The organism is Pseudomonas sp. BNK-15, from assembly GCF_047456105.1.
Taxonomy (GTDB): Bacteria; Pseudomonadota; Gammaproteobacteria; order Pseudomonadales; family Pseudomonadaceae; genus Aquipseudomonas; species Aquipseudomonas putida_E.
The window spans coordinates 524,107-543,117 of record NZ_CP179898.1; the positions used below are offsets into that span (position 1 = coordinate 524,107).

General features: G+C 64.0%; 22 protein-coding genes. 9 read left to right on the forward strand and 13 right to left on the reverse strand.

Features of this window, described 5'->3' with window-relative positions; all coding sequences use genetic code 11:
* Positions 1-115: 115 nt before the first annotated feature.
* From ACMGF5_RS02285 to ACMGF5_RS02295, 3 genes are all read left to right on the forward strand, one after another.
* The gene (locus ACMGF5_RS02285; RefSeq protein ID WP_115274098.1) at positions 116-1,189 is read left to right on the forward strand and encodes a DUF748 domain-containing protein; all 1,074 of its coding nucleotides are present in this window, start codon (positions 116-118) and stop codon (positions 1,187-1,189) included.
* A gap of 131 nt (positions 1,190-1,320) precedes the next feature.
* A complete protein-coding gene (locus ACMGF5_RS02290) occupies positions 1,321-2,166 on the forward strand; it encodes an AAA family ATPase (RefSeq protein ID WP_012315697.1) in 846 nt (281 codons plus the stop codon).
* Positions 2,167-2,178: 12 nt separating this feature from the next.
* Positions 2,179-3,357 (forward strand): vWA domain-containing protein, encoded by a 1,179-nt coding sequence (locus tag ACMGF5_RS02295; protein ID WP_115274097.1) that lies wholly within the window; start codon positions 2,179-2,181, stop codon positions 3,355-3,357.
* Between the two features lie 109 nt (positions 3,358-3,466).
* Here ACMGF5_RS02295 and ACMGF5_RS02300 read toward each other — a convergent pair whose 3' ends face one another.
* From ACMGF5_RS02300 to ACMGF5_RS02315, 4 genes are read right to left on the reverse strand one after another with little or no spacing between them, the layout of a single operon-like run.
* Positions 3,467-4,384: a biotin-dependent carboxyltransferase family protein gene (locus ACMGF5_RS02300; protein WP_414157545.1), complete on the reverse strand. Its 918-nt coding sequence runs from the start codon at positions 4,382-4,384 to the stop codon at positions 3,467-3,469.
* The gene (gene pxpB, locus ACMGF5_RS02305) at positions 4,381-5,076 is read right to left on the reverse strand and encodes a 5-oxoprolinase subunit PxpB (protein WP_115274095.1); all 696 of its coding nucleotides are present in this window, start codon (positions 5,074-5,076) and stop codon (positions 4,381-4,383) included. The genes ACMGF5_RS02300 and pxpB overlap by 4 nt, the downstream gene beginning before the upstream one ends.
* Positions 5,073-5,852: a 5-oxoprolinase subunit PxpA gene (locus ACMGF5_RS02310; protein ID WP_115274094.1), complete on the reverse strand. Its 780-nt coding sequence runs from the start codon at positions 5,850-5,852 to the stop codon at positions 5,073-5,075. Before ACMGF5_RS02310 ends, pxpB begins: the two co-directional genes overlap by 4 nt.
* A 9-nt stretch (positions 5,853-5,861) precedes the next feature.
* Positions 5,862-7,148: an MFS transporter gene (locus ACMGF5_RS02315; RefSeq protein WP_039603254.1), complete on the reverse strand. Its 1,287-nt coding sequence runs from the start codon at positions 7,146-7,148 to the stop codon at positions 5,862-5,864.
* Between the two features lie 129 nt (positions 7,149-7,277).
* Between ACMGF5_RS02315 and ACMGF5_RS02320 the strand changes: the two genes are divergently transcribed.
* On the forward strand, positions 7,278-8,189 hold the full coding sequence (locus tag ACMGF5_RS02320) for a LysR family transcriptional regulator (RefSeq protein ID WP_119687618.1): 912 nt from the start codon (positions 7,278-7,280) through the stop codon (positions 8,187-8,189).
* Positions 8,190-8,291: 102 nt separating this feature from the next.
* Here ACMGF5_RS02320 and ACMGF5_RS02325 read toward each other — a convergent pair whose 3' ends face one another.
* The 3 genes from ACMGF5_RS02325 to ACMGF5_RS02335 are packed head-to-tail and all read right to left on the reverse strand — an operon-like array spanning position 8,292 to position 10,105.
* Positions 8,292-8,813, reverse strand: a complete 522-nt coding sequence (locus ACMGF5_RS02325) for a DUF2937 family protein (protein WP_012315710.1) — start codon at positions 8,811-8,813, stop codon at positions 8,292-8,294.
* A gap of 9 nt (positions 8,814-8,822) precedes the next feature.
* On the reverse strand, positions 8,823-9,596 hold the full coding sequence (locus ACMGF5_RS02330; protein WP_012315711.1) for a class II glutamine amidotransferase: 774 nt from the start codon (positions 9,594-9,596) through the stop codon (positions 8,823-8,825).
* Positions 9,597-9,610: 14 nt separating this feature from the next.
* The gene (locus tag ACMGF5_RS02335; RefSeq protein WP_012315712.1) at positions 9,611-10,105 is read right to left on the reverse strand and encodes a hypothetical protein; all 495 of its coding nucleotides are present in this window, start codon (positions 10,103-10,105) and stop codon (positions 9,611-9,613) included.
* Positions 10,106-10,187: 82 nt separating this feature from the next.
* Here ACMGF5_RS02335 and ACMGF5_RS02340 point away from each other — a divergent pair, with 82 nt between their 5' ends.
* Together ACMGF5_RS02340 and ACMGF5_RS02345 are read left to right on the forward strand one after the other, a co-directional pair.
* Entirely contained in the window at positions 10,188-12,230 is a 2,043-nt protein-coding gene (locus tag ACMGF5_RS02340) for a S9 family peptidase (RefSeq protein ID WP_414157546.1), read from the forward strand.
* A 113-nt stretch (positions 12,231-12,343) separates the two neighbouring features.
* A complete protein-coding gene (locus ACMGF5_RS02345) occupies positions 12,344-12,811 on the forward strand; it encodes a Crp/Fnr family transcriptional regulator (RefSeq protein WP_119689081.1) in 468 nt (155 codons plus the stop codon).
* Here the strand turns inward: ACMGF5_RS02345 and ACMGF5_RS02350 are convergent.
* The gene (locus ACMGF5_RS02350; protein ID WP_119687621.1) at positions 12,808-13,086 is read right to left on the reverse strand and encodes a hypothetical protein; all 279 of its coding nucleotides are present in this window, start codon (positions 13,084-13,086) and stop codon (positions 12,808-12,810) included. The genes ACMGF5_RS02345 and ACMGF5_RS02350 overlap by 4 nt on opposite strands.
* 131 nt (positions 13,087-13,217) lie before the next feature.
* On the opposite strand from ACMGF5_RS02350, the gene ACMGF5_RS02355 reads away from it, so the two are divergent.
* From ACMGF5_RS02355 to ACMGF5_RS02365, 3 genes are all read left to right on the forward strand, one after another.
* A complete protein-coding gene (locus ACMGF5_RS02355) occupies positions 13,218-13,589 on the forward strand; it encodes a YajD family HNH nuclease (RefSeq protein WP_012315716.1) in 372 nt (123 codons plus the stop codon).
* Between the two features lie 72 nt (positions 13,590-13,661).
* Entirely contained in the window at positions 13,662-14,132 is a 471-nt protein-coding gene (locus ACMGF5_RS02360; RefSeq protein ID WP_033699757.1) for an RNA methyltransferase, read from the forward strand.
* A gap of 116 nt (positions 14,133-14,248) precedes the next feature.
* Positions 14,249-14,590, forward strand: coding sequence for a DUF2892 domain-containing protein (locus ACMGF5_RS02365; RefSeq protein WP_046788018.1), 342 nt, complete (start codon positions 14,249-14,251; stop codon positions 14,588-14,590).
* 46 nt (positions 14,591-14,636) lie between these two features.
* On the opposite strand, the gene ACMGF5_RS02370 is transcribed toward ACMGF5_RS02365, so the two are convergent.
* The 5 genes from ACMGF5_RS02370 to rnd all read right to left on the reverse strand — a co-directional run bounded on the left by ACMGF5_RS02370 (position 14,637) and on the right by rnd (position 18,958).
* Complete coding sequence (locus tag ACMGF5_RS02370; protein WP_414157547.1) at positions 14,637-15,845, reverse strand: hypothetical protein; 1,209 nt, start codon at positions 15,843-15,845, stop codon at positions 14,637-14,639.
* Between the two features lie 41 nt (positions 15,846-15,886).
* A complete protein-coding gene (locus ACMGF5_RS02375) occupies positions 15,887-16,336 on the reverse strand; it encodes a YcgN family cysteine cluster protein (protein WP_042112095.1) in 450 nt (149 codons plus the stop codon).
* 187 nt (positions 16,337-16,523) lie between these two features.
* Positions 16,524-17,456, reverse strand: coding sequence for a D-2-hydroxyacid dehydrogenase (locus tag ACMGF5_RS02380; protein WP_237860618.1), 933 nt, complete (start codon positions 17,454-17,456; stop codon positions 16,524-16,526).
* Between the two features lie 78 nt (positions 17,457-17,534).
* Entirely contained in the window at positions 17,535-17,828 is a 294-nt protein-coding gene (locus ACMGF5_RS02385; protein ID WP_012315722.1) for a YcgL domain-containing protein, read from the reverse strand.
* Positions 17,825-18,958, reverse strand: coding sequence for a ribonuclease D (gene rnd, locus ACMGF5_RS02390; RefSeq protein ID WP_115274087.1), 1,134 nt, complete (start codon positions 18,956-18,958; stop codon positions 17,825-17,827). The genes ACMGF5_RS02385 and rnd overlap by 4 nt, the downstream gene beginning before the upstream one ends.
* Positions 18,959-19,011: the final 53 nt, after the last annotated feature.

The following is a 19,011-nucleotide window of genomic DNA, read 5'->3' on the forward strand; positions in this document are numbered from 1 at the left end:
GAAGTGGCGGGGAAAGGCTTAAAGGGTAAGCCTGCCCCGTTGGCCCGTAAAGCCCGTTCGAACTCGCCCGGGCGGCCTGCGGTCAACCGCACAACCCGCCTTGGAGATCACTGCGATGAAAGCCCGTTATCGCTGGCCACTGGTCGGCCTGGCCAGCCTGGTCGTGCTGTTGGTGGCCCTGCACCTGGCGCTGCCTTACCTGGTGCGCGACTACCTCAACGACAAGCTGGCGGACATGGGGGAGTACCGTGGCCAGGTCACGGACGTGGAACTGGCCTGGTGGCGCGGGGCCTACCAGATCGATGGGCTGAAGATCGTCAAGACCAGCGGCAAGGTTCCGGTGCCGCTGCTCGATGCGCCACTGATCGACCTCTCGGTGAGCTGGCAAGCGCTGTGGTATGACCATGCTGTGGTGGCCGAAGTCACCTTTTTACGACCGGTGCTCAACTTCGTCGACGGCGGCAACAAACAGGCCTCGCAGACCGGTCAGGGTACAGACTGGCGCCAGCAGCTGGAAAAACTGCTGCCGATCACCCTCAACGATGTGCGCATCGATGACGGCACGCTGACCTTCCACAACTTCAACTCCAAGCCGCCGGTCGACCTCAAGGCCACCCGGCTCGACGCCAATATCCGCAACCTGACCAACGTACGGGACGACAAAGGCCGGCGCGACGCCAGCTTCGAGGCTAAAGCCCTGCTGTTGGGCGATGCCAGGGTGCAGAGCCGCGCGACCTTCGACCCGTTCAGCGACTTCGATGATTTCGAGTTCCGGCTGCGCGCAACCGGCATGGAGCTGCGCAGGCTGAACGACTTCGCCAGTGCCTATGGCAAGTTCGATTTCAATGCCGGGCACGGCGATGTGGTGATCGAGGCCCAGGCGGAAAACGGCCGGCTCAATGGCTACATCAAGCCGTTGCTGCGCGACGTGGACGTGTTCAACTGGCAGCAGGACATCGAGGACAAGAACAAGGGCTTTTTCCGCTCGGTGTGGGAAGCGCTGGTCGGGGCCAGCGAAACGGTGCTGAAGAACCAGCCGAAAAACCAGTTCGCCACCCGTGTGGAACTCAGCGGCAGTGTGCACCAACAGAACATCAGCGCCTTCGAGGCGTTTTTGCAGATTTTGCGCAACGGGTTTGTCCAGGCGTTCAATGCACGCTATGAGCAACCTGCGCCCGATTCCGACTGAACAGGCGTGACGAGCCATTCAGGGACTGAATACCCGGTCTGCGTTTGCAGCCGCCTGGGGCCGGGGTATAGTCGCTGACAACAAATGAAGACATGCCGTACCTGTACTGGCCCCCGCAGAGGACACTCCCGATGAAGTTCGAAGGCACCCGCGACTACGTCGCCACAGACGACCTGAAACTGGCGGTCAACGCGGCCATCACCCTCGAACGCCCACTGCTGGTCAAGGGCGAGCCAGGCACCGGCAAGACCATGCTTGCCGAACAGCTGGCCGCCTCCTTCGGCGCCCGACTGATCACCTGGCACATCAAATCCACCACCAAGGCCCACCAGGGCCTCTACGAGTACGACGCGGTCAGCCGCCTGCGCGACTCCCAGCTGGGCACTGAAAAAGTCCACGATGTGCGCAACTACCTGAAAAAGGGCAAGCTCTGGGAAGCCTTCGAGGCCGAGGAGCGGGTGATCCTGCTGATCGACGAAATCGACAAGGCCGACATCGAGTTCCCCAACGACCTGTTGCAGGAACTCGACAAGATGGAGTTCTACGTCTACGAAATCGACGAGACCATCAAGGCCAAGCAACGCCCGATCATCATCATTACCTCGAACAATGAAAAAGAACTGCCCGACGCGTTCCTGCGCCGTTGCTTCTTCCACTACATCGCCTTCCCGGACCGCGACACCCTGCAGCAGATCGTCGATGTGCACTACCCCAACATCAAGCAATCGCTGGTCAGCGAAGCGCTTGACGTGTTCTTCGACGTGCGCAAGGTGCCGGGTCTGAAGAAAAAGCCCTCCACCAGCGAGCTGGTCGACTGGCTCAAGCTGTTGATGGCCGACAACATCGGCGAAGCGGTATTGCGCGAACGCGACCCGACCAAGGCCATTCCGCCGCTGGCCGGCGCCCTGGTGAAGAATGAGCAGGACGTTCAACTGCTCGAACGCCTGGCCTTCATGAGCCGGCGCGGCAACCGCTGACAGGAGCCGGCCATGCTGCTCAACCTGTTCAACGAAATGCGTGCGGCCAAGGTGCCGGTATCGGTTCGCGAACTGCTCGACCTGCTCAACGCCTTGCAACAGCGCGTGGTGTTCGCCGACATGGACGAGTTCTACTACCTGGCACGGGCCATCCTGGTGAAGGACGAGCGCCATTTCGACAAGTTCGACCGGGCTTTCTCGGCCTACTTCAAAGGCCTGGAAAACCTCGACCGGCACCTCGAAGCACTGATCCCTGAAGACTGGCTGCGCAAGGAGTTCGAGCGCTCGCTGACGGATGAGGAACGTGCACAGATCCAGTCACTGGGCGGCCTGGACAAACTGATCGAGGAGTTCAAGAAACGCCTGGAAGAGCAGAAGGAACGCCACGCCGGTGGCAACAAGTGGATCGGCACCGGCGGCACCAGCCCGTTCGGCTCTGGCGGTTTCAACCCTGAAGGCATCCGCGTGGGCGACGCCGGCAAACGTCAGGGCAAGGCGGTGAAGGTCTGGGACCAGCGCGAGTACAAGAACCTCGACGACCAGGTCGAGCTGGGCACGCGCAACATCAAGCTGGCCCTGCGCCGGCTGCGCAAGTTCGCCCGCGAAGGCGCCGCCGAAGAGCTGGACATCGACGGCACCATCGACCATACCGCACGTGACGCCGGGCTGCTGAACATCCAGATGCGCCCCGAACGGCGCAACACGGTCAAGCTGCTGTTGCTGTTCGACATCGGCGGCTCGATGGATGCCCACGTCAAAGTCTGCGAAGAGCTGTTCTCGGCCTGCAAGACCGAGTTCAAGCACCTGGAGTACTACTACTTCCACAACTTCGTTTATGAATCGGTGTGGAAGAACAACCTGCGGCGTACTTCGGAGCGCTTCTCCACCTTCGATCTGCTGCACAAATACGGCGATGACTTCAAGGTGGTGTTCGTCGGCGACGCGGCCATGGCGCCCTACGAGATCACCCAGCCCGGTGGCAGTGTGGAGCACTGGAACGAAGAGGCCGGGTATGTGTGGATGCAGCGCTTCATGGAGAAATTCAAGAAGATCATCTGGATCAACCCGTATCCGAAACAGGCCTGGGATTACACCGCATCGACACACCTGGTGCGTGACCTGATCGAGGACAAGATGTATCCGCTGACCTTGCAAGGGTTGGAGGATGGCATGCGGTATCTGTCCAAGTAGTTTCGCCTGTACCGGCCCTATCGCCGGCGGGCCCCACAGATACACCTCAGCATTTGAGCCTTGTGGGGTACCCGCTGGAGCCGGCTTGCCGGCGGTAGCGCCGGTAGCGTCACCGCCAACCGTTCAGGCAAGCCTGCTGCTCCCGCCAGGCCTCTTCCTGCACCACCGCCCTGAACCGCACCGCCGCCCCCGGCATGCACTGGGCCAACTGCGCCAACGCCAACGGCGTCAACGCCCCCAGCCGCGGATAGCCACCGATGGTCTGCCGGTCATTGAGCAGCACGATCGGCTGCCCGTCCGGGGGCACCTGCACCGCCCCTAACGCAATACCCTCCGAAATCATCGGCGCGCCCTGATAAACAAGCTGCGGCCCGAGCAAACGAATGCCCATGCGGTCGCCACGGCTGTCCAGCGTCCAGTCACAGTTGAACGCCTCGAACAGGCTCATACCGCTGAAATCACCGATCTGCGCGCCCATGACCAGATCGAGCACGGGCTTTTGCCGATAATGGGGGCGCAGCACCTCTGGCACTTCGCGCAGGGCCGGCTGCGTGCCGGCAAACGCCAACAATTGCCCTTTGCCTAGCGCGGCCCCTCGCCCATCGGTGCCACCCAGTGCTTCACGCACAACAGTGGCGCAGCTACCCAGCACGGCTTCACCTTCAAACCCGCCCGGCGCCGCAAGATAAGCACGCACGCCCTGCTTCGGTTGCTTCAAGGTCAGCCGTTGGCCCTTGGCCAAGGCAAAGCTGCGCCAGGGGGCCAGCGGCTGGTCATCGACACGAGCATCCAGGTCGGCACCGGCCAGGGCGAGTATGCAATCCTGCTCGGCCACTACCGTGAAGCCGCCCAGCGCCACCTCGACCACCGGCGCGCCCAACGGGTTGCCCAGCAGCCAGTTGGCCCAATTCATCGCCACCCAATCCAGCGCACCGCCCTGGGTCACCCCCAGGTGCCGCACACCAAAGCGCCCGGCATCCTGCAACTGGCACAAGGCGGTGCTGGCTTCGATCTTCAATTGCGTCATGCCTGTGCCTCCAACGGGCTGTCGTCACCACCCAATGCCAGGAACTCGGCATGGGACACCGCCACGAAGCGCACCCGATCGCCCGGCTGCAGCAGGCTGTAGCCTTCACGCTCGCGGTCGAACAGGCGAACCGGGGTACGCCCTATGAGGTTCCAGCCGCCAGGTGACACGGCGGGATAGGCGGCTGTCTGGCGCTCGGCAATGCCGACACTGCCGGCCGCCACGCGCTTGCGCGGAGTGCTCAGCCGCGGGGATGCCAGGCGTTCGTCCACCAGCCCCATGAAACCGAACCCCGGAGCGAAGCCAAGGGCGAACACCGGGTACTCGCGCTCGCTGTGCAGGCGGATCACCTCTTGCTCGCTCAAGCCGCTGCGTGCGGCCAGCAGCGGCAGCTCAGGGCCGACACTGGCGTCGTACCACACAGCAATCTCGTGCCGGCGACCGCTGGTGCCCGCGTCTGGCTGCAGCCCCTCCAGCGCCTGGTCGATCAACGCACTCGCCTGCCTTGGCGGCATATCGAACTGCACCATCAGCGTGGTGTAGGACGGCACCAGGTCCACCAGGTGCTCACCGAAGGCGGCACTCAAACGGTGGCTCGCGGCGAGCAGCCACGGCATGTTGGCCTCGTCGATCCGGTCGAACAGGCGCACCATCAGGCTGTCGATCGCAACCACTTCGATTCGCAGCTTCATGCCGGCCCCAGCGCATCGAGGGCCTGGCGGATCTGCCGCACCGCCGCCACCGAGCTGTCATTGTCACCGTGCACGCACAGGGTACTGGCGTGCAGGCGCAAGGCGCTGCCATCGTCGGCCACCAGCGTTTCACCACGGGCCAGGCGCAAGGCCTGCTCGACCACCACGGCCGAATCGTGATGAACCGCACCCGGCAGGCGCCGCGACAGCAAATGGCCGCTGGCGGTATAGGCGCGGTCGGCGAACGCTTCGAACCACAGCGGCACGCCAACCTCGTCACCCAAGGCTTGTGCGCCGCTGTCGTCGGCAGTGGCCATGAGCATCAAGGGCAAGCCAGCGTCATACGCCGCCACGGCTTCGAGCACGGCTCGCAGCTTGAGCGGGTCGGCCATCATGTCGTTGTACAGCGCGCCGTGGGGCTTGATGTAGGCCACCCGGCCACCCTGGACCTTGCAGATACCGTCAAGAGCGCCGATCTGGTAGTGCAGCAGATCGCGAATTTCCTCGGCACTGCAGGCCATGGAGCGGCGGCCGAAGCCGACCAGGTCCGGGTAGGCCGGGTGGGCGCCGATGGTCACGCCATGCTGCAGGGCCAGGGCCACGGTACGGCGCATGGTGCCGGGGTCGCCGGCATGGTAGCCGCAGGCGATGTTGGCGCAGTCGATGTAGGGCATTACCTCGGCGTCCAGGCCCATGCGCCAGCTGCCAAAGCTTTCACCCATGTCGCAATTGAGTAGCAGGCGTTTCACCTGGCGTGCTCCCGTGTCGATGTTCATGTGCCTACCTTAACGCGCCTGGAGGTGTTTGCCGCGGGTTTCCGGCAGGCTCAAGGCCGCCAGAATCACCACACCGTACGACACCGCGGCGAACCCGCCAATGCCCAGCCCGAGCGGCACCTTCTGGCCAAGCAGGCCGATCAGCAAGGGGAACATCGCGGCGATGACCTTGCCGATGTTGTAGCAGAAGCCCTGCCCCGAGCCACGGATACGGGTGGGGAACAGCTCGGTGAGGAAGGCCCCCATGCCGCTGAAGATGCCCGAGGCAAAAAAGCCCAGCGGGAAACCCAGCCACAGCATCACGCCATCGCTGACCGGCATCTGGGTGTACAGCAGCACGATGATGAACGAGCCCACGGCGAACAGGATGAAGTTCTTCTTGCGCCCCAGAATGTCAGACAGGTAAGCGCTGACCACATAGCCGATGTAGGAGCCGACGATCACCATGGCCAGGTAGCCACCGGTACCCAGCACGCTCAAGCCGCGCTCGTTCTTGAGGAAGGTCGGCAGCCACGAGGTGATGGCGTAGTAGCCCCCCAGCGCACCGGTGGTCAGCAGCGACGCACGTATTGTGGTCCAGAGCATGCCGGGGGCGAAGATCTCGTAGAACTGCGAGGGCGCCTCGGCGCTCTCCACTGCCTTGGCCTGGCGATACACCTCAGGGTCTTTGACCAGGCGCCGGACGAAAATCACGAAAATGGCCGGTACCAGCCCCAGCAGGAACAGCGCGCGCCACGCCTGCTCCGCCGGTAGCCAGGAGAACAGCAGCGCATAAAGGATCGCCGTCAGGCCCCAGCCGATGGCCCAGCCGGACTGCACCATGCCCACCGCCTTGCCACGGTCCTGGGCGCGGATCACCTCACCGATCAGCACCGCGCCGGCGGTCCATTCGCCGCCAAAGCCAAAGCCCATAAGAGTCCGGGCGATCAGCAACTGTTCGTAGTTCTGGGCGAAGCCGCAGAGGAAGGTGAAAAAGGCGAACCACAGCACCGTCAGTTGCAGGGTGCGCACGCGGCCGATGCGGTCGGAGAGGATGCCGGCGACCCAGCCGCCGATAGCCGAGGCAATCAGGGTGCTGGTGTGGATCAGCCCGGCTTCGGTCGTGGTGATGCCCCACAGCATGATCAGCGTAGGGATGACGAAGCTGAGCATTTGGGTGTCCATGCCATCCAGGCCATAGCCGATCTTGCAGCTCCAGAACGTGCGCCGTTGCTGGGAGTCGATGTCGCGGTACCAGGCGAACGGCCCGGTCGAAGGTGGGGATTGCACCTGTTGCTGCACGCCGCTTGGGTTCATGCTTGCCTCGGCTTGTTGGTATTGTTTTATGGGCGACGTCTGGCGTCGCGGCCTGTGCGTCATGTTCAGAGCCCGCAGCGCCCGAGTCCAACGAGAAAAACCGCCGGTCTGGAACAAGAAAAACTGATCATGAACCTACGCTTCCTCGAAACTTTCGTCTGGGTCGCCCGGCTCAAGAGCTTCCGCCTCACCGCCGAGAAACTTTTCACCACCCAGGCGTCGGTCTCCAGCCGCATTGCGGCACTGGAAGCCGACCTGGGCGTCAAGCTGCTGCTGCGCGATTCACGCGGCGTCAGCCTGACCCCGGAGGGCAGCAAGGTGCTGGAGTATGCCGAGCGCATGCTCGACACCGCCAAGGCCATGAAACAGTCGCTGGACAGCGACCGGGCCAAGGTCGGGCGCATCCGGCTTGGCGTGATGGACACCGTGATCCACACCTGGATGAGCGCGCTGGTGGCCGAGTTGAGCGAACGCTACCCCCAGGTGGAAATCGAGCTGGTGGCCGATACTGCACTGAACTTGCGCGAACAGCTGCAAAAAGGCTTTCTCGACGTGATCCTGCAAACCGACCTGCTGCGCGAACAGTCGATCCGCAGCCTGGACCTGGCGCGCTACCCGATGGGCTGGGTGGTGGCGGCCGGCTCAGCCCAACACCGCGACTACGCCTCGCTGGCCGAGCTTGGGCGTGAGCGGATCGTCACGTTCTCGAAGAACTCACGGCCGCACCAGGAAGTGCTCAGCCTGTTGCAGGCCGCAGGGGCCGAAACCCCACGGCTCAACTGCGTGAACTCGGTGGCGGCGATCACACGGCTGTTGCGCGACGGCTTCGGCATTGGTGCGCTGCCGCCCGCGCTGGTGGACGCCGAACTGAGCCGGGGCGAACTGGTGCTGCTCGAAGGCTTGCAGCCGCCGCCGAGCCTGGAACTGGTGGTGGCCTGGCAGACCGGGGTGGCGCTGGTGGTTGAGGTGGTTGGGGTGTGCCGGCAGGTGCTGGAGCGCTATGCGCGGGATGTGGGAGGGCAGCGGATTGTGTTGGTTTGACAAACGCTAGTATCTGTACCGGCTCTCACAGCTCTCACGGACAGTGATTTATTTGTGGCAGCCGGCTTGCCGGCGGTAGAGCCGGGCCTGACCCAGCAGGGATCAACGCCAGCTCTCTTTCACCGCCTTGCGCCGCCCACCGAGAATGACCCAGGCAATTCCCAGCAACAGGCTTTCGACGACAAACGCCAGCACAAACCCTGCACCGACGCCCCAGCCAATCGCCTCCGGCACCAGCAGAATCTGATAGCTGTACCCCTTGAGCGTCTCTTCACGCATTTGCGGGTCGGGCTGCACCAGCACATGCCAGGTGCGGCTGACCCACGAGCCTTGCAGCGCCTGCCACTCGTTCTCGAGCAGCTGGTTGCGGATCAGCAGGCTTTCTATGCTGTTGGCATCGCTGTTGAACACCACATCGTCACTGCTGCGGTAATGCCGCACCAGCGCCTGCAAATCGCCCTTGAAGAAGCGTTCGGCGGTCTGTTTGAAGCCATCGAGTGCCTGGCGCGATTCGAACAGGTGCGCCTCGACCCGCTGGCTGTAATCCTTGACCAGCCCAGGCACCTGGATACCGGCCAGCAGGCCGAAGGTGAACAGCAGCAACCGCAGGTAACTTCTGAACATGCAGCGTCCTTAGCTCTGGCCTTGCGAAACGCACTCTCCGTGCCGCCACAGGCCCCATTGGCCGGGTTCGTAGCGCCGCCAGGTCTCGTTCTCGGTCAAGGCCTCGGTGGCAATCACCGTGACCACGTCATTGGGGGTGGTTTGGGTGTGAAAGTCGACGATCAGGTCGACATCCTTCAAACGCGCCGCGCCAAAGGGGGCGCGACGGGTAATGTGTACCAGCTTGGTCGAACAGAAGCAGAACAGCCAGTCACCATTGCTGAGCAGGCAGTTGAACACGCCCTTGCCGCGATACTCGGCACAGGCTTCGACCAGCACCGGCAGCAGCTGTTCCACTGCGACCGGCTCAGGGAAAGCCGCGCGGATGCGGTTGAGCAAGTCGCAAAAGGCTGCTTCGCTGTCGGTGTCGCCCACCGGCCGGTAAAAGGTCGCCTCGCCCTTGAACGCCCCCAGCTGGCCGTTGTGGGCGAAGCACCAGTTACGGCCCCACATTTCGCGCACGAACGGGTGCGTATTGGACAGGCACACCTGGCCGACATTGGCCTGGCGGATGTGGCCAATGACCACTTCGCTCTTGATCGGATAACGCTGCACCAGGTTGGCGACTTCCGACTCGCTGCTCGCTGCCGGGTCCTGGAACAGCCGCAGGCCGCGGCCCTCGTAGAAACCGATGCCCCAGCCGTCACGGTGCGGGCCGGTACGGCCGCCGCGCTGCATCAGGCCGGTGAAGCTGAAGACGATGTCGGTGGGGACGTTGGCGCTCATGCCCAGCAGTTCGCACATGGTGATGCCTCCGCTTACAGACGTGGCTCGACCCGGCCACCAGAAGGTGCGGCAGGCGGTGGGTCATTGCGGTAACGGTCACCGCGTTCGGCGGCCAGCGGCGCCCCGACGCCCACTTGGTCATCCTCGGCAGCCAGGCGTTTGGCGGCGGCCTCCTGCTGCTCGCGACGCTCGCGGGCACGCTTTTCCAGCGGCCAGCGCAGCAGCACGAAGGCCAGGTACAGGCCAAAGGCGATAAGGCCGTACATGGCAAAGTCCGATACCGCGCGCCAGGCGTTGTTGCCCACCTTGAAGGCAACGTCCAGGGCAGTGATGGCGATGGCCGGGGCCATGGCATCCTTGCCCGGGTCGACGACGGTCGGCGTCAACAACAGGACCGCGAGGATCACCCGCAGCGGCTCACGCAGCCAGCGCCACATCCAGCCAGTGAGTTTGAAACCCACCCAGAGACAACCCAGGGCAGCAACAGCGTAAAGGCCCCAGGCGAGGGTATAGTCGTTCTCGGTCATGGTGATCGTGCAAGCCAGGCAAAGAGTTGCCTATGATAAACACTTTTCCGGGCGCAGGCGCCCCCCAGCCAAGAGATCCCCGATGCCCAACGCGCTCCAGCCCCCCATCGCCCGCCAAGACCAGGCCACCGACCCTTACGCCTGGTTGCAACAGCGCGACACCCCTGAGGTGCTCGAGTACCTGCAGGCCGAAAACGCCTACCAGCAAGCCTGCCTGGCCGACCAGGCGCCCCTGCGCGAACAGCTGTTCGAAGAGATCAAGGGCCGTATCCTGGAAACCGACCTGTCGCTGCCCTCCCCCTGGGGCCCGTACCTCTATTACACCCGCACCACGGCAGGCGATGAATACCCGCGCCACTATCGCTGCCCACGGCCTGCGGATGACGCCAACACGGTGGACGAAAGCCAGGAACAGCTGCTGCTCGACCCCAACGCCTTGGCCAACGGCGGCTTTCTGGCCCTTGGCGGCTTCAGCGTCAGCCCCGATCACCGCCTGCTGGCCTACAGCCTCGACACCAGCGGCGACGAGGTCTACACCCTGTACGTCAAGGACCTGGCCAGCGGCAACCTGACCGCCCTGCCCTTCGACGACTGCGACGGCAGCCTGACCTGGGCCAACGACAGCCAGACGCTGTTCTTTGCCGAACTGGACGACACCCACCGCCCGTGGCGGCTGCGCCGTCACACGTTGGGCGAAACCGGCGCGCAGACCGTATTCGAAGAGCCGGACGGGCGTTTTTTCCTGCATTGCTACCGCGCCAGCTCCGAGCGCCAGCTGGTCCTGCTGCTCAACAGCAAGACCACCAGCGAAGCCTGGGTGCTGGACGCTGAAACGCCACGGGCGGCATTTACCTGCCTGGCACCGCGCGCCGAGGGCCACGAGTATTTCCCCGACCACGGCCAGCTCGATGGCCAGTGGCGCTGGTTCATCCGCAGCAACCAGGACGGCATCAATTTCGCCCTGTACCAGGCAGCGGCAGACCAGGTGCCCACCCGCGAGCAATGGCAGGTGCTGGTGCCGCACCGCGACGACATCATGCTCGAAGGCCTGAGCCTCAACGCCAGCGCCCTCACCTTGAGCCTGCGTGAAGGCGGCCTGCCGATCATCGAAGTGCGCCCACAAGGCACGCCGGCCTACCGCGTCGAGTTGCCTGACGCGGCCTATAGCCTGTACGTACAGGACAGCCTGGAGTTCGCCAGCCCGCGCATCCGCCTGCGCTACGAGGCACTCAACCGCCCGGCCCAGGTGCGTCAGCTGGACCTGGCCACGGGCGCGCAGACAGTGCTCAAGCAAACCCCGGTGCTGGGCGAGTTCGATGCCGACGACTACGTCAGCGAACGCCTGTGGGCCACCGCCGCCGACGGCACCCAGGTGCCGATCAGCCTGGTGCGCCGCAAACAAGACCAGGGCAAGACGGTCCCTCTCTACCTGTACGGTTACGGTGCCTACGGTGAGAGCCTCGACCCGTGGTTCTCGCACGCCCGCCTGAGCCTGCTGCAACGCGGTGTGGCCTTTGCCATCGCCCATGTGCGCGGTGGCGGCGAGCTGGGTGAAGCCTGGTACCGCGCCGGCAAGCAGGAGCACAAGCACAACAGCTTCAGCGACTTCATCGCCTGCGCCGAGCACCTGATCGCTAAAGGCGTGACAGCCTCCGACCGCTTGGCCATCAGTGGTGGCAGCGCCGGTGGCCTGCTGATGGGCGCGGTGCTCAACCTGCGCCCGGATCTGTTCCGCTGCGCCATCGCCGAAGTGCCGTTCGTCGATGTGCTCAACACCATGCTCGACCCCGAGCTGCCATTGACCGTCACCGAGTACGACGAATGGGGCAACCCGCAAGAGCCGCAGGTGTATGAGCGGATCAAGGCCTACGCCCCCTACGAGAACGTCAGCGCCCAGGCCTACCCGGCCATGCTGGTGGTCGCTGGCTACAACGACAGCCGCGTGCAGTACTGGGAGGCGGCCAAGTGGGTGGCGCGCCTGCGTACGCGCAAGACCGACAGCAACCTGCTGCTGCTCAAGACCGAAATGGGGGCCGGCCACGGCGGTATGAGTGGGCGCTACCAGGGGTTGCGAGACGTGGCACTTGAATATGCGTTCGTCTTCAATGAGCTGGGCGTGGTGTAAAACGCGCTTTTCGTTGTCATAGGTTCGCAGGGCCAATGGCCCTGATTGCCGGCAAGCCGACGATCGGGGCCGCCCAGAAACTTTCGGACAACACCCGCCAAGAAGAACGACACATGCCCGACCAGACCCATCTCAGCGCCGAAATCCGCGACATGCTCATGGACTGCGACCTGTTCGATACCTTGCAGCCCGGTGACTTCCATACCGCCGCAGGCTACTTCAGCCTCGCCACCCTGGTCGAAGGCGAAACCATCTTCAACGAAGGCGACGCCGGCACCTTCATGTGCATCCTGCACCACGGTGTGGTTTCAGTGCGCAAGACCGACGCCCACGGCGCCCAGGTAGAAATCGCCACGCTGCGCAGTGGCCGCGCCTTCGGCGAAATGGCCGTGCTCGACGGCGAGCGCCGCTCGGCCAGCTGCCTGGCCGCCAGCGACTGCCTACTGCTGACCTTGGGCAAGGATTCGCTGGAAAAGATGCTCAACGAAGCCCCACGCATCGCCGCGCGGATCATCCGCGCACTGGCCGTAGCCTTGTCGAAACGCCTGCGGATGCAGGACGGGCAGCGCCTGGCGCTTTAGTCATCATTCGCCGGCGGCTTGGGCGGTTCCGTACGCAAACCAGGCAATGGCTGATCCTTCGGCGGCCCGGGCACCGGCATGGGCGGCAGCAGCGGCGCGCCGGGCTGGCTGTCGTAGGCCTTGGGTGCAGTGCTCGGGGTAATCTGAGGGTACGGCGTGGGCGTTGCCGTGCCAGGTGCCCCGGGCACCGGTGTAGTGATACGCGGCGGCGTGCCGGCAGCATGCGCCAAGGGCAGGCCGGCTAACAGCAGCACGGCGAGGATCGCATGAAACATCAGCAACCTCCTGTCTGAACATTCCTACAGGCTACGCCTTAATACACGTTTTCGCCTGTCCGCTTGCCCTGCAAGCGCGCTAGACTCGTTGGCATAACCGTTACCTGCCTGATCAGAACAAAGGAAACACCATGAGTTCGGCATCCACGTCCGCCGCCACCGCCCGCCTCGACCGCATCCTCGCCGACGCCAAGCGCGACAAAGAGATGGGCTACCGCGACAAAGCCCTGAGAATGTACCCGCACGTGTGCGGCCGTTGCGCCCGTGAGTTCGCCGGCAAGCGCCTGAGCGAGCTGACCGTGCATCACCGTGACCACAACCACGACAACAACCCCCAGGACGGCTCCAACTGGGAGCTGCTGTGCCTGTACTGCCACGACAACGAGCACTCGCGCTATACCGACCAGCAGTACTTCAGCGAAGGCTCCACCAGCACCCCGAGCATCGCCAAGGCCACGCACAACCCGTTCGCCGGGCTGGCTGGCTTGCTGAAGAAAGACTGACTGTCGACACAGCCCCCCGCTGCTGCCGGCGAGCCCGTATAATCGCGCTTTTTTTGCGAAGGGCCCCGGCACGTGGCAAACAAACGGTACAGCTGCATCGGCCTGTTCAACCCAAAATCTGCAGAGAACGTAGGTTCGGTGATGCGCGCAGCGGGTTGCTACGGCGTCAACTCGGTGTTCTACACCGGCAAGCGCTACGAGCGCGCCCGCGACTTCGTCACTGACACCAAGCGCGTGCACTACGATATTCCGCTGATCGGCATCGACGACCTGCAGCGCATCATCCCGCTGGGTTGCACACCCGTTGCAGTGGAGTTGGTGGAAGGTGCACGGCCCCTGCCTGAATACACCCACCCTGATCGCGCCATCTATATCTTCGGGCCGGAAGACGGCAGTCTCGATGCCAGCGTGCGCGCATGGTGTGAAGAAACCATCTACATCCCTACCGAAGGCTGCATGAACCTCGCCGCGACGGTGAATGTGGTGCTATACGACCGTTTGGCCAAGGGGCTCAATACCCGCTCGGGCCCCAAGTTCAAGTAGCCGGGCAACGCGCAGCGCCCTCCCAACATTGGCAAATTGCGACCGCTTGGCAACCCGACTGAACGTGTGCAGCAAGCATCTGGTCAGCTGCTTACACTTCAGATGGAGGGCTTGCCATGCTCGATATTCATTCCACTACGGCGTCACAGGACCATAACGTACAGGGCCTGGAACGGGTCGGTTCACTGGCCGGGGGTGCGCTGATGTTCACCAAGGGTATGCGCCACGGCGGGCTGGTCGGGCTGCTGCAGATGGCGGTCGGTGGCCTTGCGGTGGCTCGCGGAATCAGCGGCCATTGCTCGACCAAGGCCTGGTGGCAGAAGCATCGACAGGAATATCACCGTTTGCGCTCGGACATTGAACGCAGTGCGACGGAGCTGGAGGCGCTCAAACGCAGTGCCGAGGCGGCGACGCGCGGGGTGACGGTAACGGGGAAAGACCCGCTCACGGGTAGTTGATCAGTTGTTTTTAATGGCCCTGTCGCCGGCAGGGCCAGCCTGCAAGCTAACGCAACGCCTTGCTCTGCAAGACCTCGGATCGCCGCCCCAGCACGTTCTCACTGATCTGCACGAACTCCTCGGTGCTCACCTTCGGCAAGCGCATCAGCGCCTGGGTCACATCATCCAGTGAGCGCTTGGCCTGGGTGTGGATGCGGATCTCCTTGTCCAGCGCCTGCAACAGCAAAACCCCGCGGGCAACCTGGGCCGGGCTTGCCCGCTCGCCGCGCAACTGGGTGACCTTGGCACCCTGCTTCTGCAAACGCGCCTGCCACACCTGGTAGCGGTCATCGCTCACACCCCCGGCCCGGCGCAGCAACTCGTTGGCGTAATAATCGGTGAGGCTCTGGCCAAGCCAGTCGCTGTCAGCACTCACATGAACCTGCGCAAACAGCTGCACCAGTTCACGCAGCAAAGGGCTGTTACCGCTCTCGCTGACCATGGGCCGGGCGCTGTGCAGGTACATCGAGCCCCGCGCTGCCATTGCTCCGCGCCACATGCCATCACGTGCCCCCACCAACAGCAGCTTTGCCGGATTGCGTGGGAATACCGCCTGCAGGTGCGGCCAGACGAAGGTCAGCAGGGTGAGATTGTCCATGCGGCGCATGCCCTGCCCCACCGGGGCCGCCACCGTCACGTCGGTCTCGCCCAGACGCGCACGTCGGCTGCCAAGGTCGCCGGCCAGCATCCAGCCCGTCGGGCGATCGAACAGGCGCGATACATTGTCGATACGGAACTTGTCCTTGCCGATGCGCGGCCAGGAGGTTTCGATGCTTTTCCAGCCCTCAGGCAGGTCGACCGACAAGCGCGCCACCAGTTCGGTGCCGTCTTGCTGGTCAAGGCGTGCCGGTGGCACCAGCTGGTCACCCAGGAACAACGCCCAGTGAGGGGTAATGCGCGAGGAATAGGCACCGCTGCGTACTTTCTCGTCCAGCTTGACCCGGTAGCTGAGGCTGGTCTTGCCCGCCGCCGGGTGCCACACACCGCGCTCCCCCTGCACCTGCCACTGGCCGTCAGCCTGGAAACCGCTATAAGCCCCCTGCTTGCCCAGGTCAAAGTCGAGGCTACGCACCGCATTGCCGTCTGCCAGGGTCAGGCGGACTTCGGCCTGGCCATTGGCAGGCAACAGCCGCACCTGGTAGTCGAGGTCGACCTTCTTCGCCCAGGCAGGCGAGCTGGCCACAAGGCCCAGCAGGAGCAACAGCTGGCAACGCATACAGAAACTCCTTGTTTCCCAGAGGCGACGGAGGATGCCGCTCAGCTGGCGCGAAAAATCAGGTGGTCTTCCCAGTCGTCTTCGTCCACATCCTGCTCCCTGAGCATACGCCCCGACTGGGAAATGCGCTGTTCATGCACCTGGCTGCGGTCGCCGCAGACCAGGTGGTGCCATGCCGGCAGGTCCTTGCCCTCGCTGACCAGACGATACCCGCAGGTGCTCGGCAGCCACTTGAACTGGTCCGCCTTGCCAGGGGTGAGCTGGATGCAATCGGGCACCTGGGCGAAACGGTTGGGGTAGTCGCTGCACTGGCAGGTGTTCATGTCCAGCAGCTTGCAGGCAATACGGGTGTAATAGACGCTGTTGTCGTCCTCGTCCTCGAGCTTTTGCAGGCAGCACAGGCCACAGCCGTCACACAGCGATTCCCACTCTTGCGGGTCGAGTTGTTCGAGGGTCTTGCGCCGCCAGAACGGCGCGCTTTCAGCGATCATCACACGGGTTTCCTGCATTGGGCCTGCGCCAGGCTTCATGCTGGAAGCTCCAGGCAATTGCGGCGCGTATGGCTTTTTTCTGGTGGCTTGCAGCTTGAGTGTTTGTAGCTGGGCGCCATGGCGGCGCCAGTCTAGAGCCTGGCCTTCGGCAATGCCAGACCGCTTGTCAGTAGCGACCGGCTGCAGCTCAATAGCCCCGCGCGAAATCCACTTCGCCACGCAACCCTTGCCCTGCCTGGTATTGCCGCACGTTCTCGACAAACAGCCGTACCATCGCCGCCGGCGAAGTCGGTGCCGAGCTGTGCCCGGTCAGCAACAACCCCCACGCCGTCCAGAACGGGTGACGCTGCGGCAACGGCTCCTGCCGGCACACATCGATCACCGCGCCCGCCAGATCCCCCTGCTTCAGCGCCTCGACCAGGTCAGCATCGACCACCGCCACCCCACGCCCGGCATTGATGAACAGCGCACTGGGCTGGAAGCACTTGAACAGCGCGGCATCATAAAGGTCATGGGTTGCCGGGGTATCCGGCAACAGGTTGAGCACGTAATCGGCCTGCCCGACCATCCGTGGCAAATCAGCCAACCCGGCGACCTCGACGAACGGCGCCTGCTCGCGGGGCGTGCTGGCGATGCCATAGAGGGTCACGCCAAACGGCAAGAGAAATTCGGCCACGCGTTGGCCGATATCGCCGGTACCCACGATCAGCACCTTGCGCCCTTCAAGCGTACGCCCCGGGCGGTCGTCCCAACGGCGCTCCACCTGGCTCACCAGCCGAGACAGCACTTCGCGCTCGTGCCCCAGCATATAGGTGAGCATGTACTCGGCCATCACCTGGCCAAAGATGCCGACCGCACGGGTCAGGCGGTAATCACGCGGCAAGCCATCGGCCAGCAAGGGCGTGATGCCGGCCCAGGTCGATTGCATCCAGGCCGGCTTGTGGCCCTGGCGCAGCAGACTGGCAAGCAGGTCTGGCTGGCCCAGCCAGACCGGGCACTGGGGTGCCTGCAAGGCCAGTTCGGCGGAATCGCCGCTGGTCAGGATTTCCAGGTCCGGGGCCGCTTCAGCCAGCAGGCGGGCGTAGTTGGCATGATCCTGCTCAGCGATCAGAACGCGCATCAAAGTGACAACCTTGGCAGACAACGAAGGCGGCCCGGCATGCGGGCCACCTTGGGGTGTGAAGGGAGAGTGGCCGGGTCAGACCGGGTCGTTTCGGCGCAGAAGTTCTTCCGGCAAATGCTCGATGTACTCGTCCTCGGCCGGCGGCATTTGCAGGTGGTAACCCTGGTTTTCGAGGTTGTCCAGCACCTTGACGATGTCCTCGCGGGCCAGCTTGCGCTCGGGGCTCAGCACCAGGTCGAAGGCATGCACGGGCGTGCCGAAGAACGGCAGCAGCGCCTCGGGCACGCGCTCCAGGCCCTCGGCCTTGAGTACGTAGAGGTACATTTCGTTCTTGCGGGGGCTCTTGTAGATCGAGCAGATACGTTTCATCGGGTTTCTCCGGCGCCCGCCAGGTCGTCCAGCAGGGCCTGGCCCATCCGCTCACGGCGCCAGCCGCGCAGCGAATCGGGCAGTTGATAGGGGCCATTGGGGTAGCCGCTCTTGAGCAGGGCTTCCAGGGCCTTTTTGCGCAGCATCAGCTCCGGGGCAATGCCCAAGCGCTCGCCTTCGGCCTGGCCGATGGCGCGCAGGCGCTTGAGGATGCCGGCCGCTTCGATCGGCAGCGGTTCGGGCAACGTGGCCGGCCATTGCTCAGGCGGCAGGCTGGCGGCGCGCTTGATCAGCTCGATCAGGAAGGCGCCATCCTGGCGGATGGTGCGTGGGTGCATTTCATCGATCTTGGCCAGGGCCGACAAGTTGTCCGGCTGGTTCTTGGCCATTGGCCACAGCGAGTGTTCCTTGAGGATACGGTTGCGCGGCACATCGCGGCTGCGTGCTTCACGCTCGCGCCAGGCGCACAGCTCGCGGAGCACCGCCAGTTGCTGGCGGCCCAGCTTCCAGGCCAGCTTGACATCGCGGTACAGGGTCTCGGGCTCGACCTCACGGCGCAACGCCGCCACCAGTTCGGCACCGTCTTCCAGCACCCACGCGTACTTGTCGTCGGACAGCCGGGGGCGCAGGGCCGCAAACAGTTCGGCCAGGTGCACGGCATCCTCGGCGGCGTAGCTGACCTGGGTGTCCGACAGCGGGCGCTGCAGCCAGTCCGAGCGGGTTTCACCCTTGGGCAGCTCAAGGCCCAGCACTTCTTGGACCAGGCGCGAATAGCCCATGGAGAAGCCCAGGTTCAGGTAGCCCGCGGCCAACTGCGTGTCGAACAGCGGCTGGGGCAGCTTGCCGGTCAGGCGCAGCAGCACTTCGAGGTCTTCGCTGCAGGCGTGCAGCACCTTGACCACGCCGGCATCCTCTAGCAGTTCGCCCAGCGGCTGCCAGTCGCCGATCAGCAACGGGTCGATGAGATAAGCCCGCTCGCCGTCACCGATCTGGATCAGGCCGGCTTTCGGGTAAAAGGTGTCGACCCGCATGAATTCGGTGTCGAGCGCCACAAAGGGCAATGTGCGCCACCTCTGGCAGAGTTCGGCCAGGGTCTGGTCGTCACGGATCCAGTGTATTTCGATGGCCACGAGGCTCTCCCACAAACATTGGCGCGCAGTATATACGGCGCGGGCCCTGCGGG

Coding starts and splice junctions, on each gene's coding strand:
- ACMGF5_RS02285 (WP_115274098.1), top strand. CDS start 116: ATGAAAGCCCGTTATCGCTGGCCACTGGTCGGCCTGGCCAGCCTGGTC.
- ACMGF5_RS02290 (WP_012315697.1), top strand. CDS start 1,321: ATGAAGTTCGAAGGCACCCGCGACTACGTCGCCACAGACGACCTGAAA.
- ACMGF5_RS02295 (WP_115274097.1), top strand. CDS start 2,179: ATGCTGCTCAACCTGTTCAACGAAATGCGTGCGGCCAAGGTGCCGGTA.
- ACMGF5_RS02300 (WP_414157545.1), bottom strand. CDS start 4,384: ATGACGCAATTGAAGATCGAAGCCAGCACCGCCTTGTGCCAGTTGCAG.
- pxpB (WP_115274095.1), bottom strand. CDS start 5,076: ATGAAGCTGCGAATCGAAGTGGTTGCGATCGACAGCCTGATGGTGCGC.
- ACMGF5_RS02310 (WP_115274094.1), bottom strand. CDS start 5,852: ATGAACATCGACACGGGAGCACGCCAGGTGAAACGCCTGCTACTCAAT.
- ACMGF5_RS02315 (WP_039603254.1), bottom strand. CDS start 7,148: ATGAACCCAAGCGGCGTGCAGCAACAGGTGCAATCCCCACCTTCGACC.
- ACMGF5_RS02320 (WP_119687618.1), top strand. CDS start 7,278: ATGAACCTACGCTTCCTCGAAACTTTCGTCTGGGTCGCCCGGCTCAAG.
- ACMGF5_RS02325 (WP_012315710.1), bottom strand. CDS start 8,813: ATGTTCAGAAGTTACCTGCGGTTGCTGCTGTTCACCTTCGGCCTGCTG.
- ACMGF5_RS02330 (WP_012315711.1), bottom strand. CDS start 9,596: ATGTGCGAACTGCTGGGCATGAGCGCCAACGTCCCCACCGACATCGTC.
- ACMGF5_RS02335 (WP_012315712.1), bottom strand. CDS start 10,105: ATGACCGAGAACGACTATACCCTCGCCTGGGGCCTTTACGCTGTTGCT.
- ACMGF5_RS02340 (WP_414157546.1), top strand. CDS start 10,188: ATGCCCAACGCGCTCCAGCCCCCCATCGCCCGCCAAGACCAGGCCACC.
- ACMGF5_RS02345 (WP_119689081.1), top strand. CDS start 12,344: ATGCCCGACCAGACCCATCTCAGCGCCGAAATCCGCGACATGCTCATG.
- ACMGF5_RS02350 (WP_119687621.1), bottom strand. CDS start 13,086: ATGTTTCATGCGATCCTCGCCGTGCTGCTGTTAGCCGGCCTGCCCTTG.
- ACMGF5_RS02355 (WP_012315716.1), top strand. CDS start 13,218: ATGAGTTCGGCATCCACGTCCGCCGCCACCGCCCGCCTCGACCGCATC.
- ACMGF5_RS02365 (WP_046788018.1), top strand. CDS start 14,249: ATGCTCGATATTCATTCCACTACGGCGTCACAGGACCATAACGTACAG.
- ACMGF5_RS02370 (WP_414157547.1), bottom strand. CDS start 15,845: ATGCGTTGCCAGCTGTTGCTCCTGCTGGGCCTTGTGGCCAGCTCGCCT.
- ACMGF5_RS02375 (WP_042112095.1), bottom strand. CDS start 16,336: ATGATCGCTGAAAGCGCGCCGTTCTGGCGGCGCAAGACCCTCGAACAA.
- ACMGF5_RS02380 (WP_237860618.1), bottom strand. CDS start 17,456: ATGCGCGTTCTGATCGCTGAGCAGGATCATGCCAACTACGCCCGCCTG.
- ACMGF5_RS02385 (WP_012315722.1), bottom strand. CDS start 17,828: ATGAAACGTATCTGCTCGATCTACAAGAGCCCCCGCAAGAACGAAATG.